Origin of the sequence: Actinokineospora sp. HUAS TT18, assembly GCF_051364635.1 — a bacterium.
Classification (GTDB): domain Bacteria; phylum Actinomycetota; class Actinomycetes; order Mycobacteriales; family Pseudonocardiaceae; genus Actinokineospora.
Window position 1 is genome coordinate 2,226,079 of sequence record NZ_CP195645.1, and the last position, 13,378, is coordinate 2,239,456.

General features: G+C 67.2%; 12 protein-coding genes and 2 pseudogenes. 3 read left to right on the top strand and 11 right to left on the bottom strand.

Annotated elements, in window-relative coordinates:
• Window positions 1–75: 75 nt before the first annotated feature.
• Window positions 76–132, bottom strand: a pseudogene (locus tag ACSHT8_RS09840) (hypothetical protein); the annotation flags it as partial.
• Window positions 119–313, bottom strand: a complete 195-nt coding sequence (locus ACSHT8_RS09845) for a hypothetical protein (protein WP_436499873.1) — start codon at window positions 311–313, stop codon at window positions 119–121. The gene ACSHT8_RS09845 and the pseudogene ACSHT8_RS09840, both read right to left, overlap by 14 nt.
• Window positions 314–568: 255 nt before the next feature.
• Here ACSHT8_RS09845 and ACSHT8_RS09850 point away from each other — a divergent pair, with 255 nt between their 5' ends.
• Both ACSHT8_RS09850 and ACSHT8_RS09855 read left to right on the top strand, forming a co-directional pair.
• Window positions 569–1,690 (top strand): hypothetical protein, encoded by a 1,122-nt coding sequence (locus ACSHT8_RS09850; protein ID WP_436499875.1) that lies wholly within the window; start codon window positions 569–571, stop codon window positions 1,688–1,690.
• 388 nt (window positions 1,691–2,078) lie between these two features.
• Window positions 2,079–2,288 carry an acyl-CoA dehydrogenase C-terminal domain-containing protein gene (locus ACSHT8_RS09855; protein ID WP_436502027.1) on the top strand — a complete coding sequence of 70 codons (210 nt, stop codon included), beginning with the start codon at window positions 2,079–2,081 and terminating at the stop codon, window positions 2,286–2,288.
• Between the two features lie 39 nt (window positions 2,289–2,327).
• Here ACSHT8_RS09855 and ACSHT8_RS09860 read toward each other — a convergent pair whose 3' ends face one another.
• The 6 genes from ACSHT8_RS09860 to phnA form a co-directional block, all read right to left on the bottom strand.
• On the bottom strand, window positions 2,328–2,882 hold the full coding sequence (locus tag ACSHT8_RS09860; protein ID WP_436501967.1) for an RNA polymerase sigma factor: 555 nt from the start codon (window positions 2,880–2,882) through the stop codon (window positions 2,328–2,330).
• Between the two features lie 567 nt (window positions 2,883–3,449).
• Window positions 3,450–4,190 carry a class I SAM-dependent methyltransferase gene (locus ACSHT8_RS09865; protein WP_436499877.1) on the bottom strand — a complete coding sequence of 247 codons (741 nt, stop codon included), beginning with the start codon at window positions 4,188–4,190 and terminating at the stop codon, window positions 3,450–3,452.
• A gap of 318 nt (window positions 4,191–4,508) precedes the next feature.
• On the bottom strand, window positions 4,509–5,942 hold the full coding sequence (locus ACSHT8_RS09870; protein WP_436499879.1) for an aldehyde dehydrogenase family protein: 1,434 nt from the start codon (window positions 5,940–5,942) through the stop codon (window positions 4,509–4,511).
• Complete coding sequence (locus ACSHT8_RS09875) at window positions 5,939–7,015, bottom strand: zinc-binding dehydrogenase (protein WP_436502028.1); 1,077 nt, start codon at window positions 7,013–7,015, stop codon at window positions 5,939–5,941. The genes ACSHT8_RS09870 and ACSHT8_RS09875 overlap by 4 nt, the downstream gene beginning before the upstream one ends.
• Window positions 7,016–7,020: 5 nt before the next feature.
• Window positions 7,021–8,328, bottom strand: a complete 1,308-nt coding sequence (locus tag ACSHT8_RS09880) for an MFS transporter (protein WP_436499881.1) — start codon at window positions 8,326–8,328, stop codon at window positions 7,021–7,023.
• A gap of 6 nt (window positions 8,329–8,334) precedes the next feature.
• Complete coding sequence (gene phnA, locus ACSHT8_RS09885; protein ID WP_436499883.1) at window positions 8,335–9,579, bottom strand: phosphonoacetate hydrolase; 1,245 nt, start codon at window positions 9,577–9,579, stop codon at window positions 8,335–8,337.
• A 217-nt stretch (window positions 9,580–9,796) separates the two neighbouring features.
• Between phnA and ACSHT8_RS09890 the strand changes: the two are divergent.
• Window positions 9,797–10,405 (top strand): annotated as a pseudogene (locus ACSHT8_RS09890) (IS5 family transposase); the annotation flags it as partial.
• Between the two features lie 79 nt (window positions 10,406–10,484).
• Here ACSHT8_RS09890 and ACSHT8_RS09895 read toward each other — a convergent pair.
• The 3 genes from ACSHT8_RS09895 to ACSHT8_RS09905 form a co-directional block, all read right to left on the bottom strand.
• The gene (locus tag ACSHT8_RS09895; RefSeq protein ID WP_436499885.1) at window positions 10,485–11,432 is read right to left on the bottom strand and encodes a cold-shock protein; all 948 of its coding nucleotides are present in this window, start codon (window positions 11,430–11,432) and stop codon (window positions 10,485–10,487) included.
• Window positions 11,433–11,546: 114 nt separating this feature from the next.
• Window positions 11,547–12,467, bottom strand: coding sequence for an acyl-CoA desaturase (locus ACSHT8_RS09900; RefSeq protein ID WP_436502029.1), 921 nt, complete (start codon window positions 12,465–12,467; stop codon window positions 11,547–11,549).
• A 131-nt stretch (window positions 12,468–12,598) separates the two neighbouring features.
• Complete coding sequence (locus ACSHT8_RS09905; RefSeq protein ID WP_436499887.1) at window positions 12,599–13,372, bottom strand: GAF and ANTAR domain-containing protein; 774 nt, start codon at window positions 13,370–13,372, stop codon at window positions 12,599–12,601.
• Window positions 13,373–13,378: the final 6 nt, after the last annotated feature.

Genomic DNA, 13,378 nt, shown 5'->3' on the forward strand with positions numbered 1-13,378 from the left:
CGTCCGCAACCGCCTGCTGTCATCGACCCGGCACCCTCGTTCCGCCAGCAGCGGCCGAATCTCGTTGATCGCCCGCGTGATGGTCGATCGGTCCACCCCGAACCACGCACCCAGCACGTCATGGGGTGACACCGTGTCGAAGGTGGACCAAGGTCGCCAACAGCCGGTCGATGAACACCAGCCGGTACTTCGCACCCGCGCCGACAGCCCGCAGGCGCTGACGAGCGGCCCGCCTGGTGTCCTGACGCGCCTGCCACACCGGGCCAACCTCGGCAACCAGCGAGGCGAGAACCGCCGCGGACAGACCGGTCACCCGACGATTCGACAGCACAGCCACACGACCCACATCAAGATCATCTCAGTGCCCGCCGCCAACCATGCACGAGGTCGTTAGCGATCCTTCAGCCACTCCCGTCCGGGCCCGGTTCGATGGTGTGCCCACGAGAACCGATCGCCAGTCCAGCACCGTATCACTCACGAGGGAAATGACGAATGGCTGATGACTGATCGGCCGAAAATGATCGATCAAGGAGAAGACTGTACAGATGGAGAATCCCAGGAGGGAAGCATGAATACACTGGCGAGAGGCTTCGCAGTAGTCAGCTCAATGGTCGCCGGGCTCTGCCTCGCTACAACGCCGGCAAGCGCTGGGGATTCCTCAGTGTGGATCGACGCCAACGGCCTCCATTACCGCGGCACCGACTCATCGAATACACTTCTGGTTCGATGGGTTTCCAACAAGTTTGCAATCCGCGACTCGAGGAACCTCACTCCCGGAAATGGCTGCATCAGTACATCGGACATGGCGGTCAGCTGTTCGGTGCCGCAATCGAAGCGCATAGACTTCGACGCAGCGGGTGGAAATGACCATTTGACCATTGAAACCGGCGGGCTCAACGGATTCGTTTACGGCGGAAATGGTAACGATACCGTAGCCGTCTCATGGAGGTACTATCACACCAACGGCTCGTCTGTCACCTATTCCGGCGGCGAAGGCGAGGACGAGATCGACTTCTCCTCGCTGACTTACGAGACGCCTCAAATGGGTGTCTATGTAACACTGGACGATCAGGCCAACGACGGTCGAGCCGTCGACAGGTACTGCATGAACCCGGGTCGTTCTCGGCATTCGGACAATTTCAGAACAGACTTCGAAGTGTTGCACGGTTCAAACGACGACGACATTCTGATCGGACGGGACTTCCCAACATTGGGCGACGTCATCCAGGGCGATGACGGAGAAGACTGCCTAGAAGGACGCTCGGGCGATGACACCTACTATCAGGGAACCGCAAATGACGGACAGGACAGGTTCGTCGAAGGCCCGGGTTACGACACCATTGACTATTCGGATCGCATCAACCCAGTGACATTTCACGGCTTTCTCGACGGCGGCGAAGCCGGAGAACGCGACTGGGTTCACACCAGCGAGTATCCTGAACGGATTCTCGGCGGCACTTCCAGTGACGAAATTGCCTTCTGGGGTGACATATCGGGTAACGGCGGCCATGACATTCTAAGGTCGAACAACGCACCGAATGAGATATTCGGCGGCCCAGGTAACGATACCATCACCGGTGGCGGAGGTGCCGACCTGCTGGACTGCGGCCTCGGGAATGACACCGCTGTTCAGCCTGAGTGGTATTTTGATACGCTGATCAGTTGTGAGATCCAAGATTACAGTGACTAGACAGTTGACTGCCGCGTTCGCAAACACGTAGCCGTGCACGGCAGAAGACACGGGAGGCGAGATGCCTTGAACCTTGGCGCCCGTCCCTGAACTGGCCCTTGGTGGGAATGCCACCGTCCGGAACATGAAAGCTCCTGGTAGATCGGTCGTAGTCGAGACGCCGGTCTGCCAGGAGCTTCCATTACTGTCGTGCCCCATTCGTCGCACCCCGACCTTGTGCGGGGTCGGTAGTCGTTCACCGCCACCCGATCTTCGTCTGGCCTGGTAGGGTCCTGCGCCAATTCGACGTCGAGCACACCTTCCGAGTACCCAAGCTTCCGGTGCCGATGGCGACCCGCAGGTCGTGAAGTACCAGTATTCTCGATAGCGCGGCGAGCCGGGTGATCTGCTGGTCGGCTGGCTGCTCACCCGCCAGGCCCGTGTCTCCCAGTCTAGATTGGACACTGGGACCGGCCCGGCAGATGCCGCCTACTACCAGGGCAAGATCGCCTCCGCGGCGTTCTTCGCCGCCGAAGTACTCCCCCGTCTCGCCACAGACCGAGCGGTCATCGAGGCGGGCACGTTCGACGCGATGTCGGTCCACAGTTCCTTTCTGTGAGGCCGTCATCCGCCCCGGAACCTCGACGCCCACTCCCGGTCACGCAGAGTCCCGCAAATGCGCCAAAACCTCAGTCAGCTTGCGCTGCGCGCGAAACAACCTGGACTTGACCGTACCAATCGGAATCCCCAACAACTCGGCCGCCTCACGTTGAGTCAGATCATCAAAATAAATCGACTTGATGATCGCCCGATCAGAAACCGACAACCGCTCAACCGCAGCCCTGACCTGCCACGCCATCCACGCCCGCTCAGGACTGTGCCCCTCAACCGAAGGAAGACTATCCGAAGCCAACGAATCAATACTGACCACATTCTCCCGACCCCGCTGCCTACGATACACATCAATCGCGGCGCGACGAGTCACAGAAAACAACCACGGCTCCAACGGACGCTCGACATCAAAAGTACCCGACGCCCGCCACGCCTGCAGAAGGGCCTGCTGAACCGCATCGGCCGCCAAATCACGATCCCCCAGGATCCGATAAGCCACCCCAAACATCCGACCCCCGAAAGTATCGTGGATCTCCTCAAGCGCCCCAGCCTCACCACAACCGAAACGATGCCCCAACGACCTAACCTGATCAGTCAACATGGCCACCGGCGGAAACCGACAGCCCGTGCCGGAAGACCCGCCGCCTCCTCATCTCCTCGACGCTCACGCGAGCGTGGAAGAAGGACCTGTCAGCACACTATCGACCGCCTTGCAGCCACCCACAGCCACGCAAGACACCCACCACCACCAGCACAAACACACACCGCACCGAACCTGCGCAGCCCACGTCGGCCCCCACCGCAGCGGGGAGTTCCTATTCGGCGACGGGCCCGTTCGACATCGAGTACACGCCTGCGGCACGGTCCGCGCGTTGGCACCTGTCCGACACCAACGCGCGGACCCTTCGTTCCATGGTCTTGACCAGATTGAGGAGGCCAAGCCCAACCGGTTCGGTCACCGCTATGCAGCGCGGTTGGCTGAGAGCCGAAGCGACATTGGTGCGTAGTGTCGTTCGTTTCCTGAAGTTCACGACCGCTGTTGCGTCTGCCGCGACCAACCGGCCGCGGCCGCGCAAGCACGCCGAGGCAGCCGCTCTGCCGCGGCGTAGCGCGAAGCGGCCGATCTGGCGAATTCAGCCCGTGAAGCGCTCCCGCCCCAAGTCGTATATCAAGACCGATGGCACTCCAGTACCAAGATCGGCGGGTTGTCCAGGTACAATTGCCAATGTGGTCGTTCCGCCTCGAATTCAGGCGGCAGAACCGGTCGATGCCACCGAATGTGGCGGAAGCCCGCGGCGCGCAGCCCGTCTTCGTAGGTGTGCCTGCTGTAGTAGTAGAGCTCCATCGGGATTGAGACCTGGTTCCAGTTCAGCGATGACGGCACCACGAGCCCGTCGTAAAGCGGGCCATTGAACGGAGCGAACCTCAACGCGCGATCAGACCACCGCTTGGCATCGACCCAATCTTCCGGCGAAACGACGTTCATGTTCGACGCCGTGAAACGACCACCAGGTCGAAGGTTGTCGTGGACTGAGCGCATCATTGCCAGGAGTGCATCAGAGGAAGGAGCGTAGTGCAGGAGCGCGAAGGCCGTGACCAAGTCGAACTCGCCCACTCGAGGCAGGCTTGCCACATCCTCGGTGATGTATTCGACCCCGAGCGGAGCAGCTGCCTCCTGCTTGCGCGCGAAGTCGAGCATTCCCTCTGAGACGTCGACCCCGACAACCCGCCGAGCGCCTCGCTTCTTGAGATTTCGAGTGAATGCGCCCGTCCCGCAGGCGAGATCCAGGACGTCAAGCCCAGCAACATCGCCCTCGACAACTTCAAGACTATAGCCGAACAACCTGCGTTCGGGCAGACCTTCAATGATCTCGGAGTAGCTTTGCGCTATTGCGTCGTACTCGGCCATGCATTGCCTCCGACATTCGAACTCGGCCAGTGACAATGCAATACGCCGCGAGGGCGGCGAACGGTTCCCTCGTCCGCAACCAGCTTATACAGGATGTCCCACAACCCGGCGAGACTTGTGGCCGCGACAGCGTAGGCCAGGCCGCGGAGGAAACTCTTGTCGGGCTCGCACTTCTTGCTGGGCGCCGCGGAGATGCTCTACTACCTCGCCCAGCCGTGGATGCAGCGTCGACAGGTGGCGGGAGTCCCAGATGCGGCGCACGTAGCGCGCGCTGCGCTGTGCAGGGGGTGGCAGCGCGGCCTTGCAGGGGAAATCGGTCTAGTAGGTGATGCAGGCCGATCGCCATTCGGTGTAGAAATCCCACACCTGGGGCGAGCACTCGGGCGGGCCGTACTGCGACATCTTCGAGCCCATGTGCGGCAGGTGCGCGTACGCGCCGACGCCGGGGCGGTTGACGTGCAGCATGCCCGCCTCGAACCGGTCGAGCGCCTCGAACATGCGCGCGGGGTTCTGGGTGAAGATGGTGCCGGACATGCCGTACTTGACCGAGTTCGAGATCCGCATGGCGTCGTCGAACCCGTCACAGTCCACAACGGACAGGACAGGGCCGAACACCTCCTCCTGCGCGATCTCGCTGTCCCACGGCACATCCCGCAGCACAGTCGGCCGCACGTAGTAGCCGTCGGGCAGGCCCTCGGTGGCCCGCTCGCCGCCGCAGACGACCTTCGCGCCGGTGGTCACCGCGCCGTCGATGGCCGTCAGGCACGCGTCGAGGCGTTCCTGGTTGACCACCGGGCCGATGTCGGCGGCCGGGTCGGTGCCGATGCCGACGCGCATGGCCGACACCCGGTCGTGCAGGCGGGCCAGCAGTTCCTCTTTGACCCGCACGTCGACCACGACCCGGCTGGTGGCGCTGCACCGCTGCCCGGACTGCCCGAACGCGCCGTGCACGATGGCGGCGACGGCCTTGTCGAGGTCGGCGTCGTCCAGCACGATCAGCGCGTTCTTGCCGCCCAGCTCCAACTGGGTCCGCAGCAGCCGGGACGCGCCCGCCACGTGGATGGCCCGGCCGACGCCGAGCGAGCCGGTGAAGGAGATGCCCGCGACGCGCTCGTCGGCGACCAGCGCCTCGCCTGCCTCCCGGTCGCCCTGGATCAGGTTGAGCACGCCGTCCGGGGTGCCCGCCTCGGCGAACACCTCGACGAGCAGCTGCGAGGTCAGCGGCGTGAACGGCGACGGCTTCAGCACCGCCGTGCACCCGGCCAGCAGCGCGGGCGCGACCTTCCACATCGGGATCGCCAGCGGGAAGTTCCACGGCGTGACCAGCCCGACCACGCCGATCGGCCTGCGGAAGGTCAGCGCGACCGTCCTGGCCTCCTCCGCCGGGGTGGTCACGCCGTTGAGCCTGCGCGCCTCCCCCGCGGTGAACTCCAGGATGGCCAGCGACCGGTCGACCTCGCCGCGCGCCTCACCGAGGCGCTTGCCCTGCTCGCGGGTGATGGCCGCGGCCACCTCGTCGGCCCGCCCGGCGAGCACCGCCTGCGCCTTGGTCAGCACGGCGGCCCGCTTGATCGGGCCGCGTTCGCGCCATTCCGGCCACGCGGCGTGCGCGGCGTCGACGGCCGCGGTCACATCCGCGGCACCCGACTCGGCGAACTCGCCGACGACGTCGGACAGGTCACCGGGGTTGACGTTCGCCCTGGTCTGCCCGCTCGCGGCGGGCTGCCAGTGCCCGTTGACGTAGTTGCTCACTGCTCCACCTTGATCGCGATTCGGGGAGCCCGCAGGCTCCGGGCGTCGGCGATGGCCGCGGCGTACTCGGCCAGCGGGTAACTCGCCGGGACCAGGTCGGCGAAGGGCCGCCCCGACGCCCGGGCGAGGAAGTCGACGGCCTCGGCGAGGTCGTCCACGCCGTAGTTGTGGCTGCCGACGACCGTCGACAGGTTCTTGACGAACTTGCTCGGCTCGAAGCTCACCTCGGGGGCGGGCGAGACCGACCCGACGAGCGCGATGCGGCCGTCGATCCCGATCAGGTCGAACGCCGACTGCACCGCCGCCGAGTTCCCGGTCACCTCCAGCACCACGTCGGCGCCCAGCCCGTGGGACTTGTGGGCCACGAGGTCCGCCAGTTCGGCGGGCCCGCACACCGCGTTGGCGCCGAAGGCACTCGCGCTCCGCCTGCGGCCCTCGTCGATGTCGCACGCGATGATCCGGCCGGCACCGAGGTCACGGGCGTAGGCCACGGCCGTCAGGCCGAGCATCCCGCAGCCGAGGACGACCACGGTGTCCCCGGCGGTGAGCCGGGCCCGGCGGGCCGCGCAGACCACGGTCGCGGTCGCGCAGTTCGCCGGGGTGGCCACCTCGTCGGGCATCGAGTCGGGGATCCGGACGATGCCGGTGCCCTCGGGCAGGTGGCAGTGGGTGGCGAAGCCGCCGTTGAGCCACCAGGTGTCGGACATCTTCTCGTGTCCGTACTTGCGCACGGTGAGGCACTTCTGCGGCACGCCCGCCGAGCAGCGCGCACACGTGCCGCACGCCGTGCCGATCGTCCAGGTCACCCGGTCACCGGCCGCCAGCGGCGTGCCGCGGTGGTCGGTGACCGTCCCGCCCGTGGCCACGACCGTGCCGACGATCTCGTGGCCGAGGACGGTCGGCACCGGGGTGGAGCGGTGGCCCGCGATCGTGTGCAGGTCGCTGCCGCAGATGGTGCTCATGCGGACCTGGACCAGCACCTCCCCCGCGGCGGGCTCGGGCAGCGGTCCCGACTCCAGGGTGAACCCGGTTTCGACGCCGTGCCAGACGACCGCGGTCGCTTCGTTCAGCATGTCGGTCACCTGCGGATGGTCAGCGCGGCGAGGGCACTGCACACGCAGGACGCCGCGACGATCGGGAAGATGAGGTTGGTCTGGCCGGTGGAGTCCATGAACGCCCCGATGATCGGCTCCGCCGTACCCGCGAACAGGTAGGAGAAGAAGTTCACGATGCCCGTCGCCGTGCCCGCCATCTTCTTGCCCGCGATGTCCGGGCACAGCGCCCAGAACGAGGACTGCGGGCCGTAGACGAAGAACCCGGTGAAGAACAGGACCACGATGCCCGCGACCGGGCCGAGCGGCAACAGGTACATGCCGATCGCGAACGCCGCGCCGAGGATCATGAAGATCGCGATCGGCCGGTCCCGGCGGGAGCCGAACAGCTTGTCGGAGATGGTTCCGTTGGTCAGCGCGCCGACCGCCATGCCCACCGGCAGGGCCACCGAGATCCAGATCGGGCTGATGCCCGTGTCGGCGGTCTTCCAGTCCGAGCCGAGGAAGTACACCGGGACCCAGATCAGCAGGCCGTAGCGCGCGGCGTTCTGGAAGCCGATCGCGATGCCGGTCGACCAGATCTTCGGGCTGCGCAGGACCGCCTTGTAGCGGGCCCACGACGACTCGCCCTTGGCGGTCAGGCCGTCACCCTTGACCGAGACGTTCTCGTTGTCGTCGAGGAACTTCTGCGGCGGGGTCACCCCCATGTCCGCGGGCTTGTCCCTGGCGAGCAGCCAGAACGTCAGACCGCCGACGAGCATCAGCAGGACCGGGATGCGGAAGATCCACCGCCAGTCCATGTCGAAGGTGTCCACGACGAGCGTCGAGGTCACGAACGCCAGCACCGAGGCCGACCCGGCAGCGAAGGTGTAGAACCCGAAGCTCTTGCCGCGCTCGTGCGGGGTCCACCAGTTGGAGATGACCCGGCCGCCCGCGGCCCAGCCCATGGCCTGGGTGTAGCCGTTGGCGCCCCACAGCACGGCCAGCGACTTGGGGCCGGTGGCGAAGCTGGTGAACCAGTTCATGATCGTGGACAGGATCGCGCCCAGGGTCATGATGCGGCGGCCGCCGAACTTGTCGGCCAGGTTGCCGTTGATCGCCTGGCCGACGGCGTAGGACCAGAGCAGGATGCCGCTGATCGCGCCGAGGGTGGCCTTGGAGATGCCCAGCTCCTCCTGGATACCCGGGATGGCGAAGCCGAAGGTCTGGCGGCCGGTGTAGAAGAACAGGTAGCAGAACATGGCCGCGAGCAGCATGCGCCACTGGAGCTCGCGGAACTTCTGCTCGGACACGGGCGGGGGCAGGTGGTCCGCGCTGACACTGGTGGTTGACATGGGAGATCACCTGTGTCCGGGCATGTTCATGGCGACCCAGTACGCGTCGAAGTTGCGCAGCCGGTGGCCATCGGGGATGGAGACCTGACGGTTGACGAGGAACGGCACCTTCTGCTCGGTGAGCCCGCCGTGCGAGCGCAGCGGACGGTCCAACTGGGACAGATCATGCCGGTCGGGGGTGGTGCCCAGCGCGACGTTGCGGTCGGCGATGACGACGAGGTCGCCGATGCGGTCGTCGGGCAGTTCGAACAGCTCGGCGGCCGCGGTCCTGGGGTGCACTTCCTGCACGCCATCGATCGCGGCGATGTCGGCGGCCACGGCCGCGTGGTCGGCGTCGGCGGGCAGGTGCACGCAGGCGAAGGAACCCAGCGCGCCGTGGTGGACGGTGTACGGGTCGGTGATCGGCAGGATGACCCTGGCCGCGCCGCCGCCGATCGACTCGTCGAGGAACTGCTGCAGGAACACCACGCCCGCCTTGCCGTCGGCGTCGGACTTGGCGTTCATGCCGTGGTCGGCGGTGATGACCAGGATGGCGCCCAGCTCATCGATCTGGGCGAAGTAGCCGTCCATCATGGCGTAGAAGTCGTCGGCCTCTGGGGTGCCGGGGGCGTACTTGTGCTGGATGTAGTCCGTCAGCGACAGGTAGGTCAGGTCCGGCCGCTGGTCGCGCAGCACCTGCACGCCCGCGGCGAGGACGAACTCGCTGAGGTCGGCGCTGTAGACCGACGGCAGCGGCTTGCCCACCAGCTCCAGCAGGCCGTCGATGCCGTTCTCGGCCACGGTGGCCTGGTCGGCCTTCTCCGCGGAGAAGCAGATCGCCTTCGCCGAGGGCTCCAGCCCGCTGCCCAGCAGCCTGCGCAGCTTGTCCTTCGCGGTCACGATGGCCACCGAGGCACCGGACTGGGCGAACTCGGCGAAGATGGTCGGCACGCGCAGGAACCGCGGCTCGTTCATCATCACCTCTTCGCCCCGGTCCGGGTCGAAGAAGAAGTTGCCGCTGATGCCGTGCACCGCGGGCGGCTGCCCGGTGGCGATGGACAGGTTGTTCGGGTTGGTGAACGACGGCATCGCGCAGTCGCCGGTCAGCGCACTGCCGGTGGCGAACAGCCGCTCGAGGTAAGGCATGCGGTCGTTGGCCATCGCCTGCAGGTGATAGTCCGGCTCGCTGCCGTCGATGCACACCACGACGACCGGCGCCTCGGGCATGCGGTACGCCCGACCGTTGACCTCGATCGAATCGGGGAACGACATGGGATCTGATTCCTTCCGGGGGTCGCATTGTGTCTGGACAATGTGTAACCCCGGCCATGTCTGGACAGAACCTCCTAGTTCCCTATGGCGCCTATAACGCGCTCAGCGAGGCGGTCGCGGCTCGGCCCCGGAGCGCTACGTCTTTAGACCTGGTCTCAAAATTCAAGGGTGTGTCACTGCGGAACCTGCCGGTCCGGGTCGTCGATCGTGGGCAGTCATGACGAAGACGACGCAGCAGCGGCGGGTCGAAGACCGGCTCTGGGAGCTGATCGACCCCTGATCCCGTCCCGACCAGCGCCGCGCAGTCCGGGTGGGCGGCCCCGGTTCGATGACCGTGCCGCGCTAGAGGGGATCTTGTTCGTGCTCGACACCGGCTGCCGCTGGCGAGACCTACCCGAGCAGCTCGGATGCGGTTCCGGGCACACCGCGTGGCGGCGGTTACGTGAGTGGCAGGACGCCGGCGTGTGGGACCGGCTGCACCAGCTCGTGCTCTACGAACTGTCCAACATCGACGAGCTCGACTGGACCAGAGGCTGCATCGACGCGGTGTCGGTGCGGTCGAAACGGGGGGCGAGCTGACCGGCCGCAGCCCCACTGACCGGGGTAAAGCCGGCTCCAAGTACCACGTTCTGTGCGACGCGAACGGGCTACCGCTGCACATCATGTTGTCGGCGGCAAACACCCACGACGGCATGCTGTTCGAGCCGCTGCGACCGGACAAGCTGCACGCCGACAAGGGCTACGACTACCGCCGCTGCCGCCGCTACCTGACCCGCCGCGTTATCAAGGTCGTATCGCCCGGCGCGGGATTGAGGGCAAGTCCCGCGCGTTGCTGACGGCACCATCGACGGGGATGAACGAGCACTCTCGTCGGGAAGTGATCAGCCATCGGTGGGGCCGCCTCTTCAGAGGCGTTCGACGCGGTCGGCCTGCGGGCCCCGGTCGCTCTGACGCACCGCGTACCGGACCCGGTCACCCTTCTGCAGCGGCTCCGACCCCATGATCACGGACACGTGGGCGAAGAGATCGTCGCCGCCCGCGTCCGGGGTGATGAAGCCGAAGCCGCGGTCGCCGTCGTAGCGCGCGACGACGCCCTCGCCGCCTCGTACGGGCACGTCCGGCGCGGCAGGCCCTGCGGCCGCGGCAGGTGCCGACCGCTGCGGCGCCGTCTGGGGCTCGGCGCCCCGGACCAGGTGCACGTCGCGGGCCTGCGGGCCCTTGTCTCCACTAGCCACCTCGTAGGCGACGCGGTCGCCCTCCGCGAGCCACGTCAGCCCCTCGGCCAGGGCCCGGGCGTGAACGAAGATGTCCCCGGCGCCGGAGTCGGGGTTGATGAAGCCGAAGCCCTTGTCCTCGTCGTACCAGGCCACCGTGCCGTCGGCACCGTCCGCGATACCAGCCGCAGCGGGTGAGCCTGCCCCTGCTCCCAGCGGGATCACGTGCCCGGCCTGCGGGCCGCGCTCGCCTTCGACGATCAGGAAGGCCACCCGCTGCCCCTCGGTGACCACGCCGCCGGTCACGATGGCGGAGCTGTGCACGAAGATGTCGGCGCCGCCGCCGTCCGGCGACGCGAAGCCGTACCCCTTGCCCGGCTCGTACCAGTTGACGGTGCCGAGCAGGCCCACGGCGCTGCCGGTGGCCGCATCGGCGGTGACGCGAACGCGCAGCGCCTGGGGCCCGCGGTCGTTCTCGCCGACCTCGAACACGACGGCCTGACCCTCGCGGAGCATTTTCGCGCCGCCGTCCTCGACGATCTCGGAGGCGTGCACGAACACGTCCGGCGAGCCGTCCTCGGGCGCGAGGAAGCCGAAACCCCGTTCGGCGTCGAACCAACGTACGGTCCCTTGCGGCATCAAAGGCTCCAGGTCGAGAGGGCGGGCATTGGCCCCCAGTCTCTCTGACGGACTTCCGGTCCGTCGGGCCGGGCCCACAGGCGGGCGGTGCGGAGCCAGGGGCGGGCCGTTGGTTCACCCAGCGACACGCCGAGTTTTGAGACCAGGTCTTAGCTTGCGGGCGATCCGCTCGGGAGTGGGCCAGCGGACCTGCGTTGCCCAGCCCAGCTTCTCGAAGAGCTGGATGACGCGGGCGGAGATGTCGATCTGTCCACGTCGGACACCGTGGCGGGCGCAGGTCGGGTCGGCGTGGTGGGAGTTGTGCCACGACTCGCCCATCGACGCGATCGCCAGCGGCCAGAAGTTCGTCGACTTGTCGCGGGCGTCGAAGGGGCGGTCGCCCATCATGTGGCAGATCGAGTTCACCGACCAGGTCACGTGGTGCAGCAGCGCGACGCGGACGAGGCTGGCCCAGAAGAACGCGGTGAGCGCGCCCCACAGCGACAGCGTGGCCAGCCCGCCGATCAGCGCCGGGGCGAGCAAGGTCACCACCGTCATGACCGGGAACAGCCGGTTGACCCGCTGGATGTCGGGGTCGGCGAGCAGGTCGGGGGCGAAGCGGCGGATGTTGGTCTGCTCGCGGTCGAACAGCCAGCCCATGTGGGCGTGCCAGAAGCCGCGCGCGAGCGCCGCGGCGGACGTGCCGTAGAGCCACGGCGAGTGCGGGTCGCCTTCCTTGTCGGCGTAGGCGTGGTGGCGGCGGTGGTCGGCGACCCAGGCGATGACCGGGCCCTGCATCGCCATGCTGCCGGTCAGCGCGAGCGCGACGCGCAGGCCGCGATTGGCCTTGAACGCACCGTGCGTGAAGTACCGGTGGAAGCCGACGGTGACGCCCAGGCAGGTCAGCGCGTAGAAGCCGAGGGCGAGCCCGACGTCGAGCCAGCCCAGCCCCCACCCCCACGCCACCGGCACGGCCGCGGCCAGGGCCAGCAGCGGCACGATGGCGAAGAGCTTGACGAGCAGGGTCTGCGAGCGGGGCTTCTCGCCGTCGAGCATGGGCTCCGGAGCGGGGTGTTCGACTGCGATGGTCACAGCGGACCTCCTGGTGACGTTCGAAATCCGTCACCGGGGTCCGGGGTGACTGTCTACCTCCAGTGTCACCCATTCCGCGGCAAATGAAACGCCGATCAGGACACGGATTGGGCCACGATGCCCGGGATGTCGGCGGTGCCGTCCACGACCTGCTTGGCCAGCTCGGAGAGCCGCTGGCTGTGGGCGCGCGCGTAGGCCCGCATCGCGCCGAACGCCTGTTCGATGCTCAGCAGGCCGCTGCGCTCGGAGAGCACGCCCTTGGCCTGCTCGATGATCACCCGGCTGTTCAGCGCGGACTGCAGCTGCTCGGTGACCAGCTCGGCGTGCCGGACCGCGCGCTGCTGGAGGATGCCGATGGTGGCGACGTCGGCCAGCGCCTGACCGAGGCGGGTCGACACCGCGTTCACCCCGTCGACCTCGGTGTCGAGCAGCGCGAGTGCGCCGATGACCTCCCGGCGCAGCCGCATCGGCAGCGCGGTGGCCGAGGCGAAACCGCACGCCTCGGCCGCGCCGGCGAACCGCGGCCACCGAGCGGCGTCGGCGGCGAGGTTCGAGCTGGTCACGGGCCTGCCGGTACTGACGCAGTCGATGCACGGCCCGTCGCCGGTGTCGGCGGCGAACAGGGCCAGCAGCTCGGACCGCTCCGAGGACGCCGCCGCCATCCGGACGTTGCCGCGGCCGTCGGACAGCATCACGCCCGCCGCGGTCACGTCGAGCAGGTCGACGCAGTGGTCGACGAGCATGTGCAGGAAGTCGGTCAGGTCGAACTCGTCGACCAGGGTGTCGGCGAGTTCGACGAAGGTGCGGGCCACCTGGTGCTCCCGCACGGTGCCGTTCGCACCGAGCGCGTCGTGCGGTTCACGCGTCATCGTCGG